The organism is Rhodococcus sp. 15-649-2-2, assembly GCF_002258645.1.
Taxonomy (GTDB): domain Bacteria; phylum Actinomycetota; class Actinomycetes; order Mycobacteriales; family Mycobacteriaceae; genus Rhodococcoides.
The window spans coordinates 616,061-638,305 of sequence record NZ_NPFM01000031.1 but is presented as its reverse complement, the minus strand read 5'-3'; the positions used below and the strand labels follow the sequence as shown (position 1 = coordinate 638,305).

The 22,245-nt window shown below is 64.3% G+C and carries 26 protein-coding genes; 17 read left to right on the top strand and 9 right to left on the bottom strand.

Going from position 1 to position 22,245, the window contains the following annotated elements:
* Positions 1-186: 186 nt before the first annotated feature.
* Genes CH305_RS23730 through truB form a run of 3 tightly spaced genes read left to right on the top strand, consistent with a single transcriptional unit; the run spans position 187 to position 2,740 of the window.
* On the top strand, positions 187-1,110 hold the full coding sequence (locus CH305_RS23730; protein ID WP_032377086.1) for a metallophosphoesterase: 924 nt from the start codon (positions 187-189) through the stop codon (positions 1,108-1,110).
* Positions 1,107-1,772, top strand: a complete 666-nt coding sequence (npt, locus tag CH305_RS23725) for a 4'-phosphopantetheinyl transferase Npt (RefSeq protein ID WP_032403226.1) — start codon at positions 1,107-1,109, stop codon at positions 1,770-1,772. Before CH305_RS23730 ends, npt begins: the two co-directional genes overlap by 4 nt.
* Before the next feature lie 35 nt (positions 1,773-1,807).
* A complete protein-coding gene (truB, locus tag CH305_RS23720; RefSeq protein ID WP_032403613.1) occupies positions 1,808-2,740 on the top strand; it encodes a tRNA pseudouridine(55) synthase TruB in 933 nt (310 codons plus the stop codon).
* Positions 2,741-2,753: 13 nt separating this feature from the next.
* On the opposite strand, the gene CH305_RS23715 is transcribed toward truB, so the two are convergent.
* Genes CH305_RS23715 through CH305_RS23700 form a run of 4 tightly spaced genes read right to left on the bottom strand, consistent with a single transcriptional unit; the run spans position 2,754 to position 6,116 of the window.
* A complete protein-coding gene (locus CH305_RS23715) occupies positions 2,754-3,488 on the bottom strand; it encodes a metal-dependent transcriptional regulator (RefSeq protein ID WP_373454584.1) in 735 nt (244 codons plus the stop codon).
* Positions 3,489-3,507: 19 nt separating this feature from the next.
* Entirely contained in the window at positions 3,508-4,380 is an 873-nt protein-coding gene (locus tag CH305_RS23710; RefSeq protein WP_094705010.1) for a metal ABC transporter permease, read from the bottom strand.
* Between the two features lie 3 nt (positions 4,381-4,383).
* Complete coding sequence (locus CH305_RS23705) at positions 4,384-5,208, bottom strand: metal ABC transporter ATP-binding protein (RefSeq protein ID WP_094705009.1); 825 nt, start codon at positions 5,206-5,208, stop codon at positions 4,384-4,386.
* Positions 5,205-6,116 carry a metal ABC transporter substrate-binding protein gene (locus CH305_RS23700; protein WP_094705008.1) on the bottom strand — a complete coding sequence of 304 codons (912 nt, stop codon included), beginning with the start codon at positions 6,114-6,116 and terminating at the stop codon, positions 5,205-5,207. Before CH305_RS23700 ends, CH305_RS23705 begins: the two co-directional genes overlap by 4 nt.
* Before the next feature lie 154 nt (positions 6,117-6,270).
* Between CH305_RS23700 and CH305_RS23695 the strand changes: the two genes are divergently transcribed.
* From CH305_RS23695 to CH305_RS23680, 4 genes are all read left to right on the top strand, one after another.
* Entirely contained in the window at positions 6,271-7,239 is a 969-nt protein-coding gene (locus CH305_RS23695) for a bifunctional riboflavin kinase/FAD synthetase (protein WP_170944831.1), read from the top strand.
* A gap of 123 nt (positions 7,240-7,362) precedes the next feature.
* On the top strand, positions 7,363-7,632 hold the full coding sequence (rpsO, locus tag CH305_RS23690; protein ID WP_027496764.1) for a 30S ribosomal protein S15: 270 nt from the start codon (positions 7,363-7,365) through the stop codon (positions 7,630-7,632).
* Between the two features lie 391 nt (positions 7,633-8,023).
* Positions 8,024-10,285, top strand: a complete 2,262-nt coding sequence (locus tag CH305_RS23685; RefSeq protein ID WP_094705007.1) for a polyribonucleotide nucleotidyltransferase — start codon at positions 8,024-8,026, stop codon at positions 10,283-10,285.
* Positions 10,286-10,352: 67 nt separating this feature from the next.
* Complete coding sequence (locus tag CH305_RS23680) at positions 10,353-11,639, top strand: pitrilysin family protein (protein WP_052058480.1); 1,287 nt, start codon at positions 10,353-10,355, stop codon at positions 11,637-11,639.
* On the opposite strand, the gene CH305_RS23675 is transcribed toward CH305_RS23680, so the two are convergent.
* Positions 11,620-12,192 (bottom strand): TetR/AcrR family transcriptional regulator, encoded by a 573-nt coding sequence (locus CH305_RS23675; protein ID WP_094705006.1) that lies wholly within the window; start codon positions 12,190-12,192, stop codon positions 11,620-11,622. The two genes, CH305_RS23680 and CH305_RS23675, sit on opposite strands and share 20 nt — an antisense overlap.
* A 53-nt stretch (positions 12,193-12,245) precedes the next feature.
* On the opposite strand from CH305_RS23675, the gene CH305_RS23670 reads away from it, so the two are divergent.
* Together CH305_RS23670 and CH305_RS23665 are read left to right on the top strand one after the other, a co-directional pair.
* Positions 12,246-12,920 (top strand): 1-acyl-sn-glycerol-3-phosphate acyltransferase, encoded by a 675-nt coding sequence (locus tag CH305_RS23670; protein WP_037151464.1) that lies wholly within the window; start codon positions 12,246-12,248, stop codon positions 12,918-12,920.
* Positions 12,917-13,714, top strand: coding sequence for an SDR family oxidoreductase (locus CH305_RS23665; protein ID WP_094705005.1), 798 nt, complete (start codon positions 12,917-12,919; stop codon positions 13,712-13,714). The genes CH305_RS23670 and CH305_RS23665 overlap by 4 nt, the downstream gene beginning before the upstream one ends.
* 18 nt (positions 13,715-13,732) lie before the next feature.
* Here CH305_RS23665 and CH305_RS23660 read toward each other — a convergent pair whose 3' ends face one another.
* Positions 13,733-14,476 carry a polyprenol monophosphomannose synthase gene (locus CH305_RS23660; RefSeq protein WP_032403616.1) on the bottom strand — a complete coding sequence of 248 codons (744 nt, stop codon included), beginning with the start codon at positions 14,474-14,476 and terminating at the stop codon, positions 13,733-13,735.
* A 70-nt stretch (positions 14,477-14,546) separates the two neighbouring features.
* Positions 14,547-15,338 carry a 2-phosphosulfolactate phosphatase gene (locus CH305_RS23655; RefSeq protein ID WP_094705004.1) on the bottom strand — a complete coding sequence of 264 codons (792 nt, stop codon included), beginning with the start codon at positions 15,336-15,338 and terminating at the stop codon, positions 14,547-14,549.
* Positions 15,339-15,404: 66 nt separating this feature from the next.
* Here CH305_RS23655 and CH305_RS23650 point away from each other — a divergent pair, with 66 nt between their 5' ends.
* Entirely contained in the window at positions 15,405-15,836 is a 432-nt protein-coding gene (locus CH305_RS23650; RefSeq protein WP_032403234.1) for a hypothetical protein, read from the top strand.
* Between the two features lie 20 nt (positions 15,837-15,856).
* Here CH305_RS23650 and CH305_RS23645 read toward each other — a convergent pair whose 3' ends face one another.
* Positions 15,857-16,132, bottom strand: a complete 276-nt coding sequence (locus CH305_RS23645) for a hypothetical protein (RefSeq protein WP_032377097.1) — start codon at positions 16,130-16,132, stop codon at positions 15,857-15,859.
* 98 nt (positions 16,133-16,230) lie between these two features.
* Between CH305_RS23645 and CH305_RS23640 the strand changes: the two genes are divergently transcribed.
* Positions 16,231-16,881: a hypothetical protein gene (locus CH305_RS23640; protein WP_094705003.1), complete on the top strand. Its 651-nt coding sequence runs from the start codon at positions 16,231-16,233 to the stop codon at positions 16,879-16,881.
* 80 nt (positions 16,882-16,961) lie between these two features.
* On the top strand, positions 16,962-17,411 hold the full coding sequence (locus CH305_RS23635; protein WP_032403617.1) for a response regulator transcription factor: 450 nt from the start codon (positions 16,962-16,964) through the stop codon (positions 17,409-17,411).
* Between the two features lies 1 nt (position 17,412).
* Here the strand turns inward: CH305_RS23635 and CH305_RS23630 are convergent, their stop codons facing one another.
* Positions 17,413-18,126, bottom strand: a complete 714-nt coding sequence (locus CH305_RS23630) for an aquaporin (RefSeq protein WP_218828613.1) — start codon at positions 18,124-18,126, stop codon at positions 17,413-17,415.
* 290 nt (positions 18,127-18,416) lie between these two features.
* Between CH305_RS23630 and CH305_RS23625 the strand changes: the two genes are divergently transcribed.
* Genes CH305_RS23625 through nuoE form a run of 5 tightly spaced genes read left to right on the top strand, consistent with a single transcriptional unit; the run spans position 18,417 to position 22,245 of the window.
* Complete coding sequence (locus CH305_RS23625) at positions 18,417-18,776, top strand: NADH-quinone oxidoreductase subunit A (RefSeq protein WP_032403618.1); 360 nt, start codon at positions 18,417-18,419, stop codon at positions 18,774-18,776.
* Between the two features lie 55 nt (positions 18,777-18,831).
* Complete coding sequence (locus CH305_RS23620; protein WP_094705002.1) at positions 18,832-19,386, top strand: NADH-quinone oxidoreductase subunit B family protein; 555 nt, start codon at positions 18,832-18,834, stop codon at positions 19,384-19,386.
* Complete coding sequence (locus tag CH305_RS23615) at positions 19,383-20,039, top strand: NADH-quinone oxidoreductase subunit C (protein WP_037173965.1); 657 nt, start codon at positions 19,383-19,385, stop codon at positions 20,037-20,039. The genes CH305_RS23620 and CH305_RS23615 overlap by 4 nt, the downstream gene beginning before the upstream one ends.
* A complete protein-coding gene (gene nuoD, locus CH305_RS23610; protein ID WP_094705001.1) occupies positions 20,039-21,337 on the top strand; it encodes an NADH dehydrogenase (quinone) subunit D in 1,299 nt (432 codons plus the stop codon). Before CH305_RS23615 ends, nuoD begins: the two co-directional genes overlap by 1 nt.
* Positions 21,334-22,245, top strand: a complete 912-nt coding sequence (nuoE, locus tag CH305_RS23605; protein WP_094705000.1) for an NADH-quinone oxidoreductase subunit NuoE — start codon at positions 21,334-21,336, stop codon at positions 22,243-22,245. Before nuoD ends, nuoE begins: the two co-directional genes overlap by 4 nt.

Below are 22,245 nucleotides of genomic sequence, written 5' to 3'. Positions count from 1 at the left end.
CCGAATCTGCGGTTGCGACGAGCGGATTGCCTCCAGGTCGGCCGGGACCGTCGGTCATGACGGGAGCTACCGCTTCACCCCGCCTGGATGCGCCGCGGAATCTCCGTGGAGGATTGAGCGTTGATACGTTCTCGGACGGTTCGGCGACTCGACGTCGACGGCCGAACGGATCGGAAGGGGTCATCAGTGGCAGCGAAGCTGTGGGCAGTGAGCGACATTCACGTCGGACATCGGGGCAACAGGCCCGTCACCGAGGACATCTTCCCCGAGTCTCCCGACGACTGGCTGATCGTGGCCGGTGACGTGTCGGAGAAGACCGACGACATCAAGTGGGCGCTCGAACTGCTGCGCAGTCGTTTCGCGAAGGTCATCTGGGTTCCCGGAAACCACGAGCTGTGGACGACGGTGAAAGATCCCGTCCAGATCCACGGAGCAGCCCGATACGAGTACTTGGTCAACCTGTGCCGTGAGATCGACGTCGTCACTCCGGAGGATCCGTACCTGCTGTGGGAGGGAGAGGGTGGTCCGGCGACGATAGTGCCGATGTTTCTGTTGTACGACTACACCTTCCTGCCGCAGGGAGCTCGGGACAAGGAGCACGGGCTGGCGATCGCGCGAGAGAAGAACGTCGTCGCCACGGACGAATTTCTGCTGTCCTCGCAGCCGTATGCCACGCGGGATGCGTGGTGCCATGCGCGCATCGACGCCACTCGTGACCGGCTCGATGCCCTCGATACAACCGTTCCCACGGTGCTGATCAACCACTTTCCGATGGTCCGTCAGCCGACCGAGGTGCTCTTCTACCCGGAGTTCGCGCTGTGGTGCGGGTCGACTCTCACGGCGGATTGGCACACGAGGTACAACGCGATCTGCTCGGTGTACGGGCACCTGCACATTCCGCGTACCACCTACTACGACGGCGTTCGCTTCGAGGAGGTGTCGGTGGGCTACCCGCGCGAGTGGCAGCGCCGTGGACTGCCGAAGAACGTTCTGCGGCAAATTCTTCCGGTTCCCGAGTATCCGCCGGGGTCGTTGAACAAATGGGGCGGGCACTTCACCGTGACTCCCGAGATGGAAGCAGAAGTAGAGAAGATGAGGGCGGGCAAGTGATCGAATCCATACTTCCGAACGGTGTGGTCTCGGCCGAACTGTTCGTCGACCCACCGGATTTGGTGCCCCATCCACTCGAAGCCCCGTTGGTCGCCAAGGCGGTGGACAAGCGCAAGCGTGAGTTCACCTCGGCTCGGCACTGTGCTCGAGTGGCGATGGGAAAGCTGGGCGTGGAGCCCGCACCGATCATGCGAGGCAAATCCGGTGCGCCACAGTGGCCGAAGGGTGTGGTCGGATCGTTGACGCACTGCGACGGTTATCGCGGTGCCGTATTGGCCTATTCGATGCAGGTGCGATCGGTCGGCATCGACGCCGAGCCGCACGGGCCTCTACCCGACGGTGTGCTGGAGGCGGTGAGCCTGGAGGCAGAGCGAGACTGGCTCGCGACCGCGGGCCGCGAGGACGTGCACTGGGATCGAGTGTTGTTCTGCGCCAAGGAAGCGACGTACAAGGCCTGGGAGCCGTTGACCGGACGGTGGCTCGGTTTCGAGGACGCGCACATCACCTTCGAGCGCACCGGCTCCGGTGACGACATCTCCGGGACGTTCAGATCCGAACTGCTGGTGCCCGGCGATACCGTCTCCGGGCCTCCTCTGACGTCGTTCGACGGTCGATGGATGGTGGCCAACGGACTGGTGATGACGGCAATCTCGGTGATGTGACGACCGGCTGGTCGCGCCTGGCACAATGCTCTCTCGTGAGTGCTCGCGAAAAGATTTCGTCCGGTCTCGTCGGTGCCGGCTTATTGGTGGTCGACAAAGGACCGGGCGTGACGAGTCACGATGTCGTGGCGTCGTGTCGAAAACTGTTGCGCACCAGAAAGGTCGGCCATGCGGGAACTCTCGACCCCATGGCGACCGGAGTGCTGGTGCTCGGTGTGGAGCGGGCGACCAAGATGCTCGGACTGCTCTCACTGACCACCAAGTCGTACACCGCGACGGTGCGGCTCGGCCGCAGTACGACGACAGACGACGCCGAGGGTGACGTTCTGGCGGATGTCTCGGCCTCGCACCTCTCCGATTCGGACATTGCGACCGCGATCTCGGCGTTGACCGGTGACATCGAGCAGGTGCCGGCGAGTGTCAGTGCCATCAAGGTCGACGGACAGCGAGCGCACAAGCTGTCTCGAGCCGGCGAGGAGTTCACCCTTGCGGCCCGGAAAGTCAGTGTCACCCGATTCGATGTGACGGCCAGGCGTGATGTCGTCGAACACGAAGCCACCTTCGTCGACCTCGATGTGGAGGTGGAGTGCACGTCGGGGACGTACGTGCGCGCGCTGGCGCGAGATCTCGGTGCGGCGCTGGGCGTCGGCGGTCACCTGACCGTGCTGCGCCGCACACGCGTCGGTCCCTTCACCCTCGAGCATGCGCGGACACTCGAGGAGTTGGCCGAGGATCCGGCCGTCAGTCTCGATATCGACGAGGCCGCACGCACCGCTTTTCCGCACCGGCAGATCGATGCAGGCGAGGCGGAATCACTGAGCCAGGGCCGGTGGCTGGATCCGATCGGAATCGATGGGGTGTACGCGGCCGTCGATCCGACCGGTCACACCATTGCTCTGCTTCAGGAGAAGGGCAAGCGGGCCAGTTCGGTCATGGTCGTGCGGCCCGCGACCTTGCGCGGGCACTGAACCGGCCCGGCAATCAGTTCGCGGGAACCATCCAGATCGCCTCGGCGGCGCGATGGCCCAGGTCGATGGAGTCCGTGGCATCGTCCCGCGCGAGTTCGATGGCAACCGTGCCGGCGTAGTCACGTCGTTCGATCACCGTGATCGGCAGGTCGAGCGTGATACCGACCGAATCGAAGTAGCGAAGCATCGCAGGATCGGAGTCGGAGATTCTCGCGACTCGGCCGGACTGTCCGTCGAGGTACTCGCTCAGGCGGGTCGCGGACGGAGTCTCGATCGCACCGTCGACCGACGGAATCGGATCTCCGTGCGGATCGCGTTCGGGGTGGCCCAATTTGGCGTCGATCCGGTCCATCATCAGGTCCGAGACGGCGTGTTCGAGAATCTCCGCCTCGTCGTGCACTTCGTCCCAGCCGTAGCCCAGTTCGCGGACCAGATAGGTCTCGATCAGCCGGTGCCGACGCACCATGCCGATGGCAGCCAGGCGACCCTTCTCGGTCAGTGAGATGGCTCCGTAGCGGGCGTGGTCGACCATGCCCTGATCGGCGAGCTTGCGAATCGCCTCGGACACCGTCGAGGCGGAGACGCCGATGCGCTCGGAGAGCATCTTGGTGCTGACGGAGTCCTCGCTCCATTCGCTGGCCGTCCAGATGACCTTGAGATAGTCCTGCGCAACCGCGGACAGCTGGACGCCCCCGTCGGCCGGTGCGGGATCGGTTCTTTGTTGCGCCACGCCGCCGAGCTTAGGCAATCCAATGGAAAAAGACATCTCACCCGGCCGGAGCAGCCGGCACCTGTCGGCGTTGTCGCAGGGCGCGGACGACGATGCCCTGTGATGGGCTCAGCAGGTAGGCAAGCACGAAGACGAGTCCCTGGGTGAGCACGACGCTGCCTCCCGAGGACACGTCGAGGTAGAAGCTGGCGTAGATCCCCACCAGCGCGCAACCCACCGAGACGATCGGTGCCAGCACGAGCATGCGGCCGAAGCTGTGCGTGAGCAGATAGGCGGACGCACCGGGAGTGATGAGCATCGCCACCACGAGGATGACGCCGACGGCCTGGAGTGCGACCACGGTCGTCAGGGCGAGCAGAGTCAGCATCACGGCCGAGATCACCGTCGGATTGAGGCCGACGGCGCGGGCCTGGGTGCGGTCGAACGCGAAGAGCGTGAAGTCGCGACGCTTGACGATCATGACGGCCAGCGCGATGCCACCGAGGACGAACACCTGGACCATGTCGGCCTGCGAGACTCCGAGCAGGTTGCCGAACAGGATGTGGTTGAGGTCGATCTGGCTGGGAAACTTCGAGATCAGGACGACGCCGAGCGCGAACAACGCGGTGAAGACGACTCCGATGGCGGCGTCCTCCTTGACGATGGTGGTGTTGCGGACGACTCCGATGGCACCGACCGCGATGAGGGCGAACAGCAGTGCTCCGATCGCGAACGGTGCCCCGAACAGGTAAGACAGCGCGACGCCGGGAAGAACGGCGTGCGAGACGGCGTCGCCCATCAACGACCACCCGATGAGGACGAGCCAGCAGCTCAGGACCGCGCACACGATCGAGGCGGTGACGGTCACCAGGAGGGCTCGCTGCATGAAGGTGTATTCGAGTGGGTCCACCAGAAAATCGATCAGATACACGGTTCAGCTCGCTTCCGAGGTTCGGGCCGGTCGTGGAGTGCCTGCGCCCAGCTCGTCGATCCTCGTCGGATCGATGCCGAAGGCCAGAGCGAGGTTCTCGGGGCGAAGTACCTCGACCGGACTGCCGTGCATGAGCACCCGCTGTTGGAGCAGGATCGCCTCGTCGCACAGGTCCGGCAGGGCATGCAGATCATGGGTGGACACGAGAACCGACGCGCCGTGTTCTGCGAGTTCGCGGAGCAGGCGGGTGATGGTGGCTTCGGTCTTCTTGTCCACACCGGCGAAAGGCTCGTCGAGCAACAGCAAAGACGCCTCCTGGGCGATGGCGCGGGCAACGAACGCGCGCTTGCGTTGGCCACCCGAGAGCTGGCCGATCTGACGGCTCGCGAGCTCGGCGAGGTCGACACGCTCCAGCGCCTCGTCGACGGCCAGTCGATCGGCCGCTCGAGGAGTACGGAGAAGATTCTGCTTTCCGTATCGGCCCATCATGACCACGTCCCGCACACTGATCGGAAATGTCCAGTCGACGGATTCCGCCTGGGGCACATAGCTGACAGTGCCTGCTTTGCGCGCCTGGGCGGGGTCGCCGCCGAACACGGTGATCGAGCCGGAGTTGGGCTTGACCACGCCCATGACGGCCTTGAACAGCGTCGACTTGCCCGATCCGTTCATGCCGACCAACCCGCACACCCGCCCTGGTGCAAGCGTGAGACTGGCATCGACGAGAGCCACGACGTCGCGGTATCGCACGTTGACGGTGTCGACCGTCAGCGCTGCTCCGTTCTCGTGCGGGGCCCTGTCGTGCTGGGTCCCAGTCTTCCGGGTCATCGTTCTCCTACCAGTGCGTCGGCGATCAACCGTGCGTCGTAGCGCAGTAGATCCAGGTATGTGGGTACGGGGCCGGACGCATCGCTCAGCGAGTCGACGTACAGCTTTCCCCCGAATCGAGCGCCGGTGTCCTCGGCGACCTGCAGCTGCGCCTTGTCCGAGACGGTCGACTCGCAGAACACCGCGGGTACAGCGTTGTCGCGAACGAAATCGATGGTGCGCACCACCTGCTTCGGCGTTCCTTCCTGCTCGGCGTTGACCGGCCACAGGTAGGCCTCCTGCAAGTCGAAGTCACGGGCCAGATAGCCGAAGGCACCTTCACAGGTGACGAGTGCACGCTGACGTTCGGGCAGTGCGGAGAGGTCGGCGTCGAGTTCGGTACCGACCTCGCGGAGTTGTCCGATGTACGCGACCGCGTTCGCTCGGTAGTCGTCGGTGTTGGCGGGGTCGAGTGCGACGAACGCGTCGGCGATGTTCTGCACGTAGGTCTCGGCGACGACCGGCGACATCCAGGCGTGTGGGTTCGCCTTTCCCGCGTAGGCATCGTCGCGAATGTAGACCGGCTCCACGTCCGCACTCACCACGGCGTGCGGTGCGGGAACACGTTCGACGAACTTCGCGAACCATGATTCGAGTCCGAGTCCGTTGTCCAGGATCAGCTCGGCCTGCTCGGCGGTGCGGAGGTCTCCCGGGGTCGGCTCGTAGCCGTGAATCTCCGCACCGGGTTTTGTGATCGATTCCACTCGCAGGTGTTCACCGGCGACGTTCGCGGCCATGTCGGCGAGGACGGTGAACGTCGTCAGTACGAGCGGTCTGCCGTCGTCGAGTGCAGCCGGATCGTCGTCGCCCACGGCGCGGGCACAGCTGGTCGACGCCACGACCAGGAGACCGGCCACCACCCAGCTCATGACGACGCGTCGAGTGCGAAATCCACTCGTGCGAAGAAAAAAGTTAGGCACACCGAAATATTTACCGTGGGGATACCTTTTTGTCCATACCTGCCATGTGCGACACGCCTGGCCGAGAGTGACCGAGCGGCCGTCGGGCCGTAGGCTTCGCGGTGTGCAGAGATGGCGAGGTCTCGACGATGTACCTGCCGACTGGGGTCGGTGCGTGCTCACGATCGGCGTCTTCGACGGCGTTCATCGCGGACACGCGCAACTGATCGGCCGAGCGGTGGCCGCTGCGAAGAAGCGCGGCGTTCCCAGCGTGCTCATGACGTTCGATCCTCACCCGATGGAAGTCGTGCGGCCGGGGAGCCACCCTGCTCAGTTGACGACCCTGACGAGGCGAGCCGAACTCGCCGAGGAACTGGGAATCGACGTGTTCTGTGTCATGCCGTTCACGCCCGAGCTGATGAAACTCACCCCCGAGCGATACGTCCACGAGATCCTGATCGAACGCCTGCACGTTGCCGAAGTGGTCGTAGGCGAGAACTTCACCTACGGGAAGAAGGCACTCGGTACCGTCCCGATGCTGCGCAAGATCGGCGAACGGTCCGGATTCGCAGTCGACGGAGTCAACCTGCTCGCCGAGCACGCCGTGACGTTCTCCTCGACGTACATCAGATCGTGCGTGGACGCCGGTGATGTCGCTGCAGCCACTGCCGCGCTCGGGCGACCGCACCGCGTCGAGGGTGTCGTTGTGCACGGTGACGGCCGAGGTCGCCAAATGGGTTATCCGACAGCCAATGTCGCGCCGCCCATGTACTCCGCCATTCCCGCCGACGGCGTCTACGCGGCATGGTTCACCGTGCTGGGGCCGGGTCCGATCATGGGGACGGTCACGCCGGGGGAGCGACATCCTGCCGCGGTGTCGGTGGGCACCAATCCCACGTTCTCGGGTCGTACCAGGACTGTCGAGGCGTTCGTGCTCGACGGTGAGGCCGACCTGTACGGGCAGCATGTGGCGGTCGATTTCGTCGAGCGGCTGCGCGGGATGGAGAAATTCGATTCGATGGAAGCGCTCGTGGAGGAAATGGGCCGCGACGCCGATCGTGCCCGCTCCATTCTGGCGACGAGCACAGCCTGATAGGCTGACCCCTCGGTGCTCGCTGCGGTCCGCGGCGGCTGTACCGGCTTCGATCCCGCTCGTTCGTTCGGCGGGACGCGTTGCTTCCTTTCACGCGGACGTCATTGATCAGGAGTAGTACCAGTGGCATTGACCACCGAACAGAAGAAGGCCGTTCTCGGCGAGTACGGCTTGCACCCCACCGACACGGGCTCGCCCGAGGCGCAGGTTGCAATGCTCACCAAGCGCATCGTCGACTTGACCGAGCACCTCAAGATGCACAAGCACGATCACCACTCCCGCCGCGGCCTGTTGCTGCTGGTCGGACGTCGTCGTCGTCTGCTCAAGTACATCGCCAAGGTCGACGTCACCCGCTACCGCTCGCTCATCGAGCGTCTGGGTCTGCGTCGATAATTCGCATCGACGCGAGGTTGTCACCGATGCACGGTTCGACGCGCCGGTGTACACCGGACTCGCAGCAATAGTGCAGTAGCCAACGAGGCAGTGCTTAGACTGTTCCTCGTTGGCTATCTGTGTTTGTACCGCAAGAACAGTTTCGCCAGCACGAGAAAGCGGATGCACGGCATCCGCACACCGCCGTGTATGCCTGTCACGCCGTGGTGACGGTCTTCGGTAGTGGCCTTTCGGATACGAGATCCGGTGGGCTTCGATCGATGGCCGCCTCCGCGCAGCCGCGTCCCGAGAGATCTCGGAGATGGACGGCACAGGTATGCCGCCACAGCCAGGAGGGCTCGTGGTGTGTCCACGCGGGCACGGCAAAGACGAGAGGACGAGAACAGAACACATGTCGGAAACCACAACCTTGGACGTCGAAGAAGGCGTCTACGAAGCCACTGCGATCATCGACAACGGCACGTTCGGCAAGCGGACCATCCGCTTCGAGACCGGCCGCCTCGCACAGCAGGCCGCTGGCGCAGTCGCCGCGTACCTCGACGAGGACACCATGCTGCTGTCGGCAACGACCGCAGGCAAGCACCCCCGTGAGGGATTCGATTTCTTCCCGTTGACGGTCGACGTCGAAGAGCGCATGTACGCCGCGGGCCGGATCCCCGGATCGTTCTTCCGCCGTGAGGGCCGTCCGTCCACCGACGCCATCCTCACCTGCCGCCTGATCGACCGGCCGCTGCGTCCGACGTTCGTCGACGGACTGCGCAACGAGATCCAGGTCGTCATCACCGTCCTGAGCCTCAACCCCGCCGATCTGTACGACGTCGTCGCGATCAACGCGGCATCGGCCTCGACTCAGATCGCCGGCCTGCCGTTCTCCGGCCCGATCGGTGGCGTTCGCGTCGCACTGATCGACAAGCAGTGGGTCGCCTTCCCGACCAACGAGCAGCTCGAGAAGGCCGTGTTCAACATGGTCGTCGCGGGTCGCATCGTCTCCGGCTCCGGTGCCGACGCAGATGTCGCCATCATGATGGTCGAAGCCGAGGCCACCGAGAACGTCATCGAGCTCATCGAGGGTGGCGCTGCCGCCCCCAACGAAGCAGTCGTCGCCGAGGGCCTCGAGGCTTCGAAGCCCTTCATCGCTGCCCTGTGCACCGCCCAGCAGGAGCTCGCGTCCAAGGCCGCCAAGCCCACCGGCGACTACCCGGTCTTCCCGGCGTACCAGTCGGACGTCTTCGAGGCCGTCGAGAACGCCGCCAAGATCCCGCTGAACGAGGCGCTCACCATTGCAGGCAAGGCCGAGCGCGAGAGCAAGCTCGACGAGGTCAAGGCTCAGGTTCTCACCTCGGTCGGAGACAGCTTCGCCGGCCGCGAGAAGGAGATCGGTGCCGCATTCCGTGCACTGACCAAGAAGTCGGTTCGCCAGCGCATCCTCACCGACCACTTCCGTATCGACGGTCGCGGCATCACCGACATCCGGTCGCTGTCCGCCGAGGTCGCGATCATCCCGCGCACCCACGGATCGGCTCTCTTCGAGCGCGGCGAGACCCAGATCCTGGGCGTCACCACCCTCGACATGGTCAAGATGGCGCAGCAGGTCGATTCGCTCGGGCCCGAGACGTCCAAGCGCTACATGCACCATTACAACTTCCCGCCGTACTCCACCGGTGAGACCGGCCGCGTCGGTTCGCCGAAGCGTCGCGAGATCGGTCACGGCGCGCTCGCCGAGCGCGCTCTGCTGCCGGTTCTGCCCAGCCAGGCAGAGTTCCCGTACGCCATCCGCCAGGTCTCCGAGGCACTGAGCTCGAACGGCTCGACCTCGATGGGCTCGGTCTGCGCCTCGACCCTGTCGCTGCTCAATGCCGGTGTGCCGTTGCGTGCCCCGGTTGCGGGTATCGCCATGGGCCTCGTGTCCGACGAGGTCGACGGCGAGACCCGTTACGTCGCCCTCACCGACATCCTCGGTGCCGAGGATGCGTTCGGCGACATGGACTTCAAGGTCGCCGGAACCAAGGACTTCGTCACGGCGCTGCAGCTCGACACCAAGCTCGACGGCATCCCCTCCAAGGTGCTCGCCGGCGCGCTGTCGCAGGCCAAGGATGCTCGCACGACGATCCTCGAGGTCATGGCCGAGGCCATCGACACCCCGGACGAGATGAGCCCGTACGCACCTCGCGTCACCGCGATCAAGGTGCCGGTCGACAAGATCGGCGAGGTCATCGGGCCCAAGGGCAAGATGATCAACTCCATCACCGAGCAGACCGGTGCCAACATCTCGATCGAAGATGACGGCACTGTCTACGTCGGTGCAGCGGACGGCCCGTCCGCACAGGCCGCGATCGACATGATCAACGCCATCGCCAACCCGCAGCTGCCGAAGGTCGGCGAGCGATTCCTCGGAACCGTCGTCAAGACAACGGCTTTCGGTGCGTTCGTCTCGCTGCTCCCGGGCCGCGACGGACTGGTGCACATCTCGAAGCTCGGTAACGGCAAGCGCATCAACAAGGTCGAGGACGTCGTGAGCGTCGGATCCAAGTTGCGCGTCGAGATCGCCGATATCGACAACCGCGGCAAGATCAGCCTCGTTCCCGTCGAAGACGACAACGCAGCTGCTCCTGCCGACGCTCCCGAGGCACCCGCCGAGGTCAGCGCTGAGTAAGAAGCAACCGAGCCGAACGGTACGTCCCCTCGGGTCGTACCGTTCGGCCGTTACGGACAACGTCGCCATCGATGCCGGCGTGCAACGCACGACTCTGCCCGGCGGGCTTCGGGTCGTCACCGAGTTCGTTCCCGGCGTTCGCTCGGCGTCTGTCGGAGTGTGGGTCGGAGTGGGCTCACGCGACGAGCAACCGAGTGTTGCCGGAGCCGCGCACTTCCTCGAACATCTGCTGTTCAAGTCGACGCCGACGCGCAGTGCGCTCGAGATCGCCCAGGTGATGGACGGCGTCGGGGGAGAGCTGAACGCATTCACCTCCAAGGAGAGCACGTGTTTCTATGCGCACGTGCTCGACGAGGACGTGGCACTCGCCATCGATTTGGTCAGCGATGTGGTGCTTCGCGGTCGGTGTAGATCGGCGGATGTGGACGTCGAGCGGCAGGTGGTTCTCGAAGAGATCTCCATGCGCGACGACGATCCCGAGGATCTGCTGGGAGATGCCTTCCTGGAAGCGATGTTCGGTGATCACCCCATCGGGCGTCCGATCATCGGATCCGTCGAATCCATCGAATCGATGACCCGTTCCCAACTGCACTCGTTTCACGTTCGCCGCTACACCCCGCAGCGCATGGTCGTGGCGGTCGCAGGCAACGTCGATCACAAGCAGATCGTCTCGCTCGTGCGCCGCGCATTCTCCGGCCATCTGGAGAAGGGTGCGCGGCCGGCCGAAAGGCGCGGTGGCACAGCACGATTACGCAACGCTCCCACGTTGAGCCTGACCACCCGTGACAGCGAGCAGGCGCATCTGTGCCTGGGTGTGCGGGCGTTCGGTCGACACGAAGGGCATCGCTGGGCGTTGTCCGTGCTCAATTCGGCTGTCGGCGGTGGGCTCAGTTCTCGCCTGTTCCAGGAGATCAGGGAAGAGCGCGGACTGGCTTACTCGGTGTACTCCTCGGTGGACACGTTTGCCGACAGCGGTGCGTTCTCGGTGTACGCGGGATGCCAGCCGGAGAACCTCGGCGAGGTCACCACGGTGATTCGTGAGGTCTTGGCCAAGGTTGCGGCCGAGGGCATCACCGATGCGGAGTGTGCTCGCGCGAAGGGCTCGTTGCGCGGCGGACTGGTTCTGGGCCTGGAAGATTCGGGCTCCCGGATGAACCGTATCGGTCGTAGCGAACTGAACTACGGCAATCACCGCGACATCACCGACACGCTCTCGCGTATCGACAGCGTCGGCAACGACGAGGTGCGCGAGGTCGCCGCCGTGCTGCTCGATCGTCCGTTCGGTGCCGCGGTGGTCGGTCCATACAAGAACGCTCGTCAGTTGCCGGCATCGGTCAGGTCCCTGGTCCGCTAGCGTCTGCGATCACGTCGCGCACTGCACAGCGGATCAGGTCCGGCACTGCCGAGGTGTCAGTGATCGGTTCGAATGCTCGGGTGGAGTGCAGCGCGGCTATTCCGTGCACGGAGGTCCACAGTCTCATCGCTGTGAACTGTGGATTTTCCGGCGCGACGGTGCCGAGTGTCGAGGTGAATGCTTCGAAGAGGGGGCGCGACTGTTGTCGCAGATTCTCACCGGAGCCGGCGAGCAGGTCGTGTCGAAAGATGAGAGCGAACATCGCCGGGCGCTGCGCTGCGAATTGCACGTACGCGTGCGCCATCGCATCCACAGCATCTCTGGGTGAATCCGACTGTTGTGCAGCAGAATTCAGCGCGGTCCCGAGATCGACGAGGCCGACTCGGGCCACGGCCGCGGCGAGTGCGCTCAGCGTCGGAAAGTACCGCCTGGGAGCGCCGTGAGAGACGCCGGCCTCGCGAGTGACCGCTCTGATGGTCAACCCTTCCGGTCCCTCGCTGTCGAGTAGGCGTACACCCGCGTCGATCAGCCGCGTCCGAAGGTTGTCTGGCACGTAGACATTGTCTACTCTCGGCCGTGACGATGTCCAGCCGAGAGGATCGATCGATGTGGTATCTGCTCTTCAAATATGTGTTGATCGGCCCGATTCTCCGAATCCTCGGACGCCCGTCGGTGGTCGGTGGAGGCAATCTCCCGACGACGGGACCGGTGATCATCGCCGGCAACCACCTCACGGTCGTCGACTCGTTCTTTCTCGTCCTCCTGGTTCGTCGCCGGGTCACGTTCATTGCCAAGAGCGAGTACTTCACCGGCCGGGGAATCAAGGGCGCGGCGCTTCGCTGGTTCTACAGCGCGACTGGTCAGGTTCCCGTCGACCGCCGCGGGGCGGATGCTTCTGCTCCGGCGCTCGATGCTGCGAAAAGCATTCTGCGACAACGGAAAGTGTGGGCGGTGTATCCGGAAGGGACGCGATCTCCCGACGGCCGGTTGTACAAGGGCAAGACCGGGCTGGCGAGAGTGGCGATCGAGACCGGAGCGCCCGTAGTGCCGGTGGTGATGCACGGGACGCTCGGAGTCAACCCGGTGGGTTCGAGGATGTGGCGTCCGGGAAAGGTGCGCATGGTCGTCGGCGAACCATTGGATTTCACGAGATACGCAGGGGGAGAGAACAGTAGAGCCATTCTGCGGGCTACCACCGATGAGGTGATGGCAGCGCTGGCGACCCTGTCGGGGCAGGAGTACGTCGACGTGTACGCCGCGACGGTCAAGGACGCGGCATGACCTCGGACGCGCACGCACGCGGCAGAACAGTCCTCGTGACCGGCGTCGGTCGGCGGGAGGGAATCGGTTTCGCCATCACCCGCCGGCTGTTGCGTGACCAGAGCACCCGCGTCTTTGCGCACTCGTGCGACGGCTACGACATCACCGAGCCGTGGGGAGCCGGCACACCGGGAGCACAGGAGGTGTTGGCCGAGTTGTCCACCGCCACCGACAGGCTCGGCCACCTCGACATCGATTTCGTGGATCCGGCGGCACCGGCAACCCTGTTCGACGCGGCGGAATCCACGCTCGGCAGCATCGATTCTCTGGTGGTCAACCATGCGCGGTCGCAGCTGGGTGATCTGGGTTCGATGACGGCGGAATCGCTCGACCGGACGTGGGCGGTGAATGTGCGAGCGTCTCTGCTTCTGGTGCAGGAATTCGCGCGGCGCTACGTCGATCATCCCTATGGTGGTCGCGTCGTACTGTTCACCTCTGGCCAGGACCAGGGGCCCATGCCGACAGAGATTCCTTACGCGGTGAGCAAGGGTGCCATCGCGTCGATCACCCCGACCCTGGCCGATGCGGTGATCGAGCAAGGCATCACGGTCAACACGATCAATCCGGGTCCCACCGATACCGGCTGGGCCAGCGCAGATCTGAACGAATTCGTAGAGCGTCACATGCCGCGCGGTCGGTGGAACTCACCGGAAGAGGCCGCCGCCGTCGTGGCGATGTTGCTCTCGCCCGATTCGGGTTCGATCACCGGTCAGGTCATCGGGGCCGAAGGCGGATTCCGACGCTTCACGCCGTGATGGCGGCCGGTGCGCCGGTTACAGCTTCTTCTTGCCCAGCAACAACTTCCACGGCACCAAGGCCGATTCGAGCTGGACCGACAGGCTCATCTTGGATTCGCCCTCGCTACGCTCCTCGAACGTGATCGGCACCTCGGCGAGAGTGAGGCCGTGCTTGACGGTCCGGTAGTTCATCTCGACCTGGAACGCGTACCCGTTGCTCTCGACCGACGCCACATCGATGGTGCGCAGGGTGCGCGCGTGCCATGCTTTGAATCCTGCTGTCGCGTCCTTGACGCCGAGTCGCAGAATCGTGTTGACGTAGAAGTTCGCCCAGGCCGACAGCGCTTTGCGGTGCCAGGGCCAATCTGCGGCAACGGCACCGCCGGGAACGTATCGCGATCCGAGAACCACGGCCGCATCGGTGGTGTTCAGCTTGTCGATCATTGCCGGGATCACCTCGGTGGGGTGCGAGAGATCGGCATCCATCTGGATCACGATGTCCGCGCCTTCGTCGAGAGCCCGCGTCATACCCGCGACGTATGCGCGGCCGAGTCCGTTCTTCTCGGTGCGGTGGAGAACACTGATGTCGAGAGGGCCGTCGATGGCCAGTTTGTCGGCGATGTCGCCGGTGCCGTCGGGTGAATTGTCGTCGACGACCAGCACGCCGAGCCCCTCCACCTTCAACCCGGCGAGCAACTCGACGAGCTTGGGAAGGTTCTCGCGCTCGTTGTACGTCGGTACAACGACGGTGGTCTTCGGGGCGACTCGTTCCGTACTCACCACCGTATGATCCGTGATCAGGGGTCCCGATCCAAATATCGGACATAATTGGCCGTGTCGGCTCGGCGATTCAGCTCTCTGTCGAACCCGCGATCGTCCGTCGACGAGTTGCGTCGACGAACATTCCGTCGCGCAGAATCGGAACGCAGCCACTCGAGCCGGTCTCGGCGGCGATCACCACGTCCTCGGGATGCCCCATCGCGTTCAATTCCTGTCCGGACGCGCATCGCAGCAGCTCGGAGGCCACATCCTGCTTCACGGCCCGCCACGCCGCTGCTGCCGCCACCGCCTCCGCAGACGCGTCGGCTGCTCCGGAATCGAGAAGTTCGGCGATGACCGCACCCGCTCCCCACAGGTCCTCGACTGCGGGACGAAGTGATGCGTCGGGCCACCGTTCACCGGACGCTATGACGGCAATCACGGCGGTCGGGTTCTCGGCACGTATCCACGTCGCGACCGCCGCGGCATTTCTCAACGATGCGCCTATGCACAGCCCGGCCCGGCTCGCGAGTTCGTAGGCGATGGTGGAGCCGTTGGGTGACGGCAACACCAGACGGGCTGGTGGTGGAGTGTTTCGGATACTGGCCGGGCACAGGCTGATCCGGCCCGGAGAGCCAGCCGAACGGCCGACGGCGAGGACTGCGTCGAACTCCTCGGCCAGCTGCGAAGCTCGGTCGTCGCGCCATCGGCACGGAATCACGTCGATACCCGAATCCATCGCCACCGTCAGCGTCGTCGTGAACGACAGGACGTCGACGATCACGGCGATGTCCGCCCCGTCGACGATGGAATCGGCCCCCGAGAGACCCCACTCGAATCTGACTCCGTGCGCGCGCTGGGACAGTCCGGGATCGACAGGCATTGCCGAACGGTAACAAAGCAGGCGACGGTGCTACCTTCGGCGCGTAATCGAGTGGGGGAGCCGAAGATGCAGTTGGAGCTGGATACGAAGGTGATCGTCCTCGCGGCCGGTCTTCTGTTGCTGTGGGCTCTGGGGTTGGGGGTGCTGAAATATCGCCAGATGTCGACCTCGGCGGACGGGACGGCGCATCGATACGTCGACATCGCCCACCGAGCGGCGCTGATGTACTCGTTCGCAGCGCTGGTGTTGGCCGTTCTGGCGCACTTCAGTGCCTGGCCGGTGCCGGTCGATCTGACCGCGGCATCGGTGGTGTTGCTGTTCTTCGTGGGCGCGATCGCCGGATACACCGTGCACGGTATTCGGCGTGACACCGAGAACCAGTTCGTCCACCCGGTCGCGGGAACTCACGTGTTCATGGTGGCGCTGATCATCGGCGAAATCGGAGGAACTGCCGTGTTGGTGAGCGGCTTCGCAGTGGGGCAGTTCCGCCCGATCTGAGGACCGTGTGACGACAGCTACTACCGGGGGTCGAGGTAGAGCTCGGCGGTCTCGGTGGCCACCGCAGAGACTGCGGCGGCCAGTTCGGGCTCCAGGTCGAGTGCCCGGGTGAGACCTTCGCCGCGAAGGCCCTGTGACCGAAGGAGCTCCCAGGCCTGTTCGACGAGCCGAACCGAGGTGGGGTGATCCAATTCGGGGCGGTTGGACCGCAGTGCTGTCGCAGCCCAATCTGCGTCGAACGTCCCGTTGGGTGGACCGAACACACGCTCACCGGACGAATAGCTTTTCGGCTCCATGCTCCGACGCTAGCAGGATCGACAGTCGGCGTAATCGTGACCGAATCGCGTCGAAGCACCACTACCGAACCGAACGGTTTCTTCGGTACGGTACGGCGATGCACGAAGGTCACCGCAGCGAGCCGGCCGCGTCCTTGGCGGCCTGGCCACTACTGGTCGTCCTGCTCGCCGGCTGCTCCGGTGCCGACGTCACCACCGGGATCGACGAGGTCTCGGCCGGCACGAACTACACGACGGTCACGGGTTCTCTGGTTGTCGGAGATCCGTTCGCTGTTCCGGGTCCCACCGCAGCGCCAACGGCCGTGATTCCCTACATCGACGAGCTTCCTCCGAGTCTCGAAGGTGCTCGATACCCGGGAATGTCGCCGGTCGGTGTCACCGATGTCGTGTTCGTAGGGGCTTCGGCCGTCGAATATCGGCTGGAAGGCAACGGTCCGGTGTCGTACACCGTGAGGTACGTCGACGAGGCGGTGCGGTACGGCACGAGTGAACCCGTCGCGGTGCCCGGGAAATCGATAGTGCAGGTCGACCTGTCGGGCACGTCGACGGAATCCGATGACAGCGTGGCGGCTTATGCCGGGCCGGAACGAATTCGCAACGATGCAGGTTCCGCCGTGGTCTCGGTCGACTTTCTGGCCGATCCCGGCGGAATCTCGCAGTCGTTCATCGGTGTGGGTACCGATCGACCCGAGTTCACGGTGACCACCACGGAATATCCCGCCGCGGTGGTCGTCACCATCGCATCCTGATCGACACTGTGAACGTCGAATGCACTTCCGCCCTGGCTGTTTCGGCCCCTCCTCGTCGGCCGCGCGGTAGCATCGCCGGTGTGTCCGACGCCACTGCGAGAGAGAATCGACCAGCTCGTGTGCGGGTGCTCGTCTACAGCAGCAACGCCGAGACTCGCGCTCAGGTGAAGTCTGCAGTGGGAACTCGACCGGATCCGGCGCTCGGCGAGATCGACTACGTGGACGTCGCTACGGCGGCCGTCGTCATCGAGCACTTGGATGCGGGCGGAGTCGACTTGGTCATCCTCGACGGTGAGTCCTCCCCCGTCGGGGGCCTCGGGCTGGCGAAGCAGCTCAAGGACGAGATCGACCCGTGCCCGCCGGTGCTGGTTCTCATCGGACGCCCCGACGACAGATGGTTGGCAGACTGGTCACGCGCCGAGGCTGCTGTTCCCCATCCGCTCGATCCGATTCGGCTGGGACGGGCAGTGGTCGATCTGTTGAGGCAGCACTCGGTACGCGACGGTGCCCCGGTCTCTCGATCGCGGTAGGTCAGACCGTCTTTTCCGATGCGGGCACCGTCAGCACGAACCGGTGGATCGAGCCGGCTATGACAGCTCCGAGCACGGGAAACACCACGAACACCCACAGTTGTGACAGGGCAGGACCGCCGGCGACGAGGGCTGGGCCGAATGACCGAGCAGGGTTGACCGAGGTCGAATCGATTCCGATGCCAAGCAGGTGGACCACGGTCAGGGTCAGGCCGATCGGGATGCCGGCCGCCACGACGGGGTGAACGGTGGGGGCCGTGGTGGCCAGTACGACGAGGACGAGCAGGCCGGTCGCGATCGTCTCGAACACCGCTACCGACGCCAGCCCGTATTCTCCGGGCGAGGAGGTGCCGAATCCATTGGTGCCCAGACCGTCCGACGACATGTCGTATCCGGGACGGCCGGACGCGACGAACAGCACGATCAGCGCGCCGATCACTGCACCGACGGCCTGGGCGGCGATGTAGAACACAGCCTTGATCGGGGTGATGGCGCGAGCTATGAGGGCTCCGATCGTCACGGCCGGGTTGATGTGGCAGCCGGAGATCGGGCCGATCGCGTAGACGAGGGCGAGCAAGGTGAGCCCGAACGCCAGTGCGATGCCAGGGGTCCCGACGGTGTCTCCGGCGATGACGGCAGTGCCGACACCGAAAATGACCAGCAGGGCAGTGCCGAGTCCCTCAGCGGCGAGCGCTGAGATGGAAATCGACTTCATCGTGTCTCCTTCGTGATGTCGGCAGCCCGGGTCGGGCGGCCGGAAATGTTCGCGGATTGGTCGTCACCCGTGGAATGGACCGCATGCGAAGGTCACGTGATATGGGTCACACCCGTGAACGGGGCCGGAGGCTGCGCGGCCCATGCGCGTCAACGGTTTACGAAACTGGACTGCTCGAAATCCCGCGAGATCCGTACCGAACCCATACTGTGTGGTTCAGGTCACATTGGTACGGTCGTCGCATTTACCTCGCGTCGGCGCGGACGTCGATCGAGGGAGCGGATGCCCGAATGAACGCCTACGTTCCGATTCTCGTTCTCGGTGTTATTGCGATCGCGTTCGCGGTGTTCTCGGTGATGGTCGGCACCATGGTGGGGCCCGCGCGATACAACCGCGCCAAATTCGACGCCTACGAATGCGGTATCGAGCCGACGATGCATGCGCCTACGGGCCAACGATTTCCGGTGAAGTTCTACCTGACCGCGATGCTGTTCATCATCTTCGACATCGAGATCGTCTTTCTCTATCCGTGGGCGGTCCACCTCGACGTGTTGGGAGCATTCGGGCTCGTCGCCATGGCGCTGTTCGTCGTCAACGTGTCGGTCGCCTACATCTACGAATGGCGGCGAGGCGGACTCGGTTGGGACTGATTCGACGAAGAACGGTGCTTGTTCTCAATTCTGCGAAAGCGAAAGAGCGTGATCGATGGGAGTCGAAGAGAAGCTACCCAGTGGATTTCTGCTGACCACGGTCGAAGGGTTGGCCGGATACGCCCGTAAGGGTTCGCTGTGGCCGGCCACATTCGGTCTCGCGTGCTGCGCGATCGAAATGATGGCCACTACGTCCGGTCGGTTCGACCTCGCCCGATTCGGTATGGAAGCGTTTCGCGCGTCTCCGCGCCAAGCGGATCTGATGATCGTGGCGGGGCGCGTCAGCCAGAAGATGGGTCCGGTGCTGCGGCAGGTGTACGACCAGATGGCCGAACCCAAATGGGTGCTGGCCATGGGGGTCTGCGCGTCCTCGGGCGGAATGTTCAACAATTACGCGGTGGTCCAAGGCGTCGACCACATCGTTCCCGTCGACATCTATCTGCCGGGTTGCCCGCCGCGGCCGGAGATGTTGCTCAACGCAATTCTGGAGCTGCACAAGAAGATTCAGGAAATGCCGCTCGGCGTCAATCGAGAGCAGGTGCGCGCGGCAGCCGAAGCCGCGGCGCTGTCGTCCACCCCGACGATCGATCTCAAAGGCCTGCTGCGATGACCGCGCACGGACCCCGCGGGATGTTCGGTGTCCAGGGCACCGGTGACACATCCGGTTACGGCCGACTGCAGCCTCCGGTCGCAGCGATCGACACCGCCGTGCGGCCCTACGGCGGCTACTTCGATGCAGTGGTCGACCGGCTGGCCGCGGTTCTCGAAGCCGGTGCTGTGTCGTACGAGGACGCAGTCGAACGCGTGGTGATCCATCGGGGCGAGTTGACGTTGCATCTCACGCGGCAGCTTGTTCCCGTGGTGGCCCGGACGCTGCGTGACGACGAGGAGCTGCGATTCGAGTTGTGTACGGGCGCATCGGGTGTGCATTACCCGGATCAGGTCGGCCGCGAATTGCATGTGGTCTATCACCTCGTCTCCATCACACACGGACGTCGCCTGCGACTCGAAGTCGCCGTGCCCGATGCAGATCCGCACACTCCCTCGCTCTGCGGGGTGTATCCCACCAACGACTGGCACGAACGCGAGGTCTACGACTTCTTCGGCATCGTGTTCGACGGTCACCCAGCACTGACGCGTATCGAGATGCCCGACGACTGGGTCGGTCACCCGCAACGCAAGGACTATCCGCTGGGTGGAATTCCCATCGAGTACAAGGGCGCTCGGGTCGCGCCCCCGAACGAGCGCAGGTCGTACAACTGATGAGCGCAACAGACGAAACCATCTACGCGGTATCGGGCCAGGACTGGGACGACGTCGTCGAACTGGCCCGCGGGTCCGGCACCGAACGAATCGTGGTGAACATGGGTCCGCAACACCCGTCCACCCACGGGGTACTGCGGTTGATTCTCGAGATCGAGGGCGAGACCGTCACCGAGGCTCGATGCGGGATCGGTTACCTGCACACCGGAATCGAGAAGAACCTCGAGTATCGCAATTGGACCCAGGGCGTCACGTTCGTCACCCGTATGGATTACCTGTCGCCGTTCTTCAACGAGACGGCGTACTGCCTCGGCGTGGAAAAGCTGCTCGACATCACCGACGATATTCCCGAGCGCGCGACGGTGATCCGGGTGATGCTGATGGAGCTGAACCGAATTTCGTCCCACTTGGTTGCATTGGCAACGGGCGGAATGGAATTGGGTGCGGTAACAGCGATGCTGTTCGGCTTCCGTGAGCGAGAACTGATCCTCGACGTCTTCGAGGCCATCACCGGGCTCCGGATGAATCACGCCTACATCCGTCCGGGAGGGCTGTCTCAGGATCTCCCGGACGATGCGATCGAGAAGGTGCGCGAGCTTCTCCGGGTGCTGCCCGGACGCCTTCGAGATCTCGAACTCATGCTCAACGACAACCCGATCTGGAAGGCCAGAACCGAGAACGTCGGCTATCTGGACCTCACCGGATGCGTGGCCCTCGGCGTCACCGGCCCGGTGCTTCGATCGACCGGACTGCCCTACGATCTGCGCCGCGCCGATCCCTACTGCGGATACGACAGCTACGAGTTCGACGTGGTGACCGACACCGGAAGCGACTGTTACGGGCGCTATCTGATCCGGGTCGAGGAGATGAAGGAGTCACTCAAGATCGTCGAACAGACCCTCGATCGCCTCCGTCCGGGGCCCGTCGTCATCGACGACAAGAAGATCGCCTGGCCTGCCGATCTGGTGTCGGGACCCGATGGCCTCGGCAACTCGCAGGATCACGTGCGCACCATCATGAACACCTCGATGGAATCACTGATCCACCACTTCAAACTGGTGACCGAGGGGATGCGAGTCCCGGCCGGGCAGGTGCTGTCGTCGGTGGAGTCACCTCGCGGTGAGCTGGGCGTCCACATCGTCAGCGACGGCGGGACACGGCCGTACCGAGTGCATTTCAGAGACCCTTCCTTCACCAATCTGCAGGCAGTGGCCGCGATGTGCGAGGGCGGCATGATCTCCGACGTCATCGCCGCGGTCGCCAGTATCGACCCGGTGATGGGTGGGGTGGACCGATGACCACGCAGCCGCACTCGGAGCCGGTGCTGATTCAACTCGGAGCCCGCCCGGACGAGGCGGTGCAACTGGCCGGCCGCGGTGCACGAACGTCGTATGCCCCCGAGGTGCTCGCCCGGCTGCACGCCGACGCCGCCATCGTAGTCGCGCGCTATCCGCAGGCCAGATCGGCACTGCTGCCGTTGTTGCACCTCGTGCAATCCGAGGACGGCTTCCTCACCCCCGCAGGAATCGAATTCTGTTCCGACGTACTCGAACTCACCGGTGCGGAGGTCACTGCCGTCGCAACGTTCTATTCGATGTACCGTCGCGAGCCCACGGGGACGTACCGCGTCGGCGTGTGCACCAATACCCTGTGCGCCGTCATGGGCGGCGACGCCATCATGGACACCCTGCGCGACCACCTCGACATCGAGCATGGCGAGACGACCGCCGACGGCACCATCACTCTCGAACACATCGAATGCAACGCCGCGTGCGACTACGCACCGGTGATGATGGTCAATTGGGAGTTCTTCGACAACAGCACCCCGTCGTCTGCGCGGGATCTGGTCGATGCACTTCGATCCGGTGCTCAGGTCACCCCGACGCGTGGAGCGCCACTGTGCACGTTTCGTGAGACCGAACGAATTCTCGCCGGATTTCCCGATGACCGCCCCGAGGCGGTCGAATCATCCGGTGGCGCAGGCGAAGCCACTCTCACCGGTCTGCGCTACGCCCGAGAGCACGCGATGTCTGCTCCCGAGGTCGCATCGAATCCGGATGACGGGCACCCCGATGTCGAGACCCCCGATGTCGGAGCCGAAGCAGTAGCGGAGACGGTGCGAGACAAGCCTGCGCCGGCGCCCTCGGCCACCGTGCCACCACAGCCGAACACCACCGAGACCGATCCATCGACGAAGGGGGAGTGA

Coding starts and splice junctions, on each gene's coding strand:
- CH305_RS23705 (WP_094705009.1), bottom strand. CDS start 5,208: ATGACCCGGAAGACTGGGACCCAGCACGACAGGGCCCCGCACGAGAAC.
- CH305_RS23700 (WP_094705008.1), bottom strand. CDS start 6,116: ATGAGCTGGGTGGTGGCCGGTCTCCTGGTCGTGGCGTCGACCAGCTGT.
- CH305_RS23685 (WP_094705007.1), top strand. CDS start 8,024: ATGTCGGAAACCACAACCTTGGACGTCGAAGAAGGCGTCTACGAAGCC.
- CH305_RS23670 (WP_037151464.1), top strand. CDS start 12,246: ATGTGGTATCTGCTCTTCAAATATGTGTTGATCGGCCCGATTCTCCGA.
- CH305_RS23665 (WP_094705005.1), top strand. CDS start 12,917: ATGACCTCGGACGCGCACGCACGCGGCAGAACAGTCCTCGTGACCGGC.
- CH305_RS23655 (WP_094705004.1), bottom strand. CDS start 15,338: ATGCCTGTCGATCCCGGACTGTCCCAGCGCGCGCACGGAGTCAGATTC.
- CH305_RS23650 (WP_032403234.1), top strand. CDS start 15,405: ATGCAGTTGGAGCTGGATACGAAGGTGATCGTCCTCGCGGCCGGTCTT.
- CH305_RS23645 (WP_032377097.1), bottom strand. CDS start 16,132: ATGGAGCCGAAAAGCTATTCGTCCGGTGAGCGTGTGTTCGGTCCACCC.
- CH305_RS23640 (WP_094705003.1), top strand. CDS start 16,231: ATGCACGAAGGTCACCGCAGCGAGCCGGCCGCGTCCTTGGCGGCCTGG.
- CH305_RS23630 (WP_218828613.1), bottom strand. CDS start 18,126: ATGAAGTCGATTTCCATCTCAGCGCTCGCCGCTGAGGGACTCGGCACT.
- CH305_RS23625 (WP_032403618.1), top strand. CDS start 18,417: ATGAACGCCTACGTTCCGATTCTCGTTCTCGGTGTTATTGCGATCGCG.
- CH305_RS23620 (WP_094705002.1), top strand. CDS start 18,832: ATGGGAGTCGAAGAGAAGCTACCCAGTGGATTTCTGCTGACCACGGTC.
- CH305_RS23615 (WP_037173965.1), top strand. CDS start 19,383: ATGACCGCGCACGGACCCCGCGGGATGTTCGGTGTCCAGGGCACCGGT.
- nuoD (WP_094705001.1), top strand. CDS start 20,039: ATGAGCGCAACAGACGAAACCATCTACGCGGTATCGGGCCAGGACTGG.
- nuoE (WP_094705000.1), top strand. CDS start 21,334: ATGACCACGCAGCCGCACTCGGAGCCGGTGCTGATTCAACTCGGAGCC.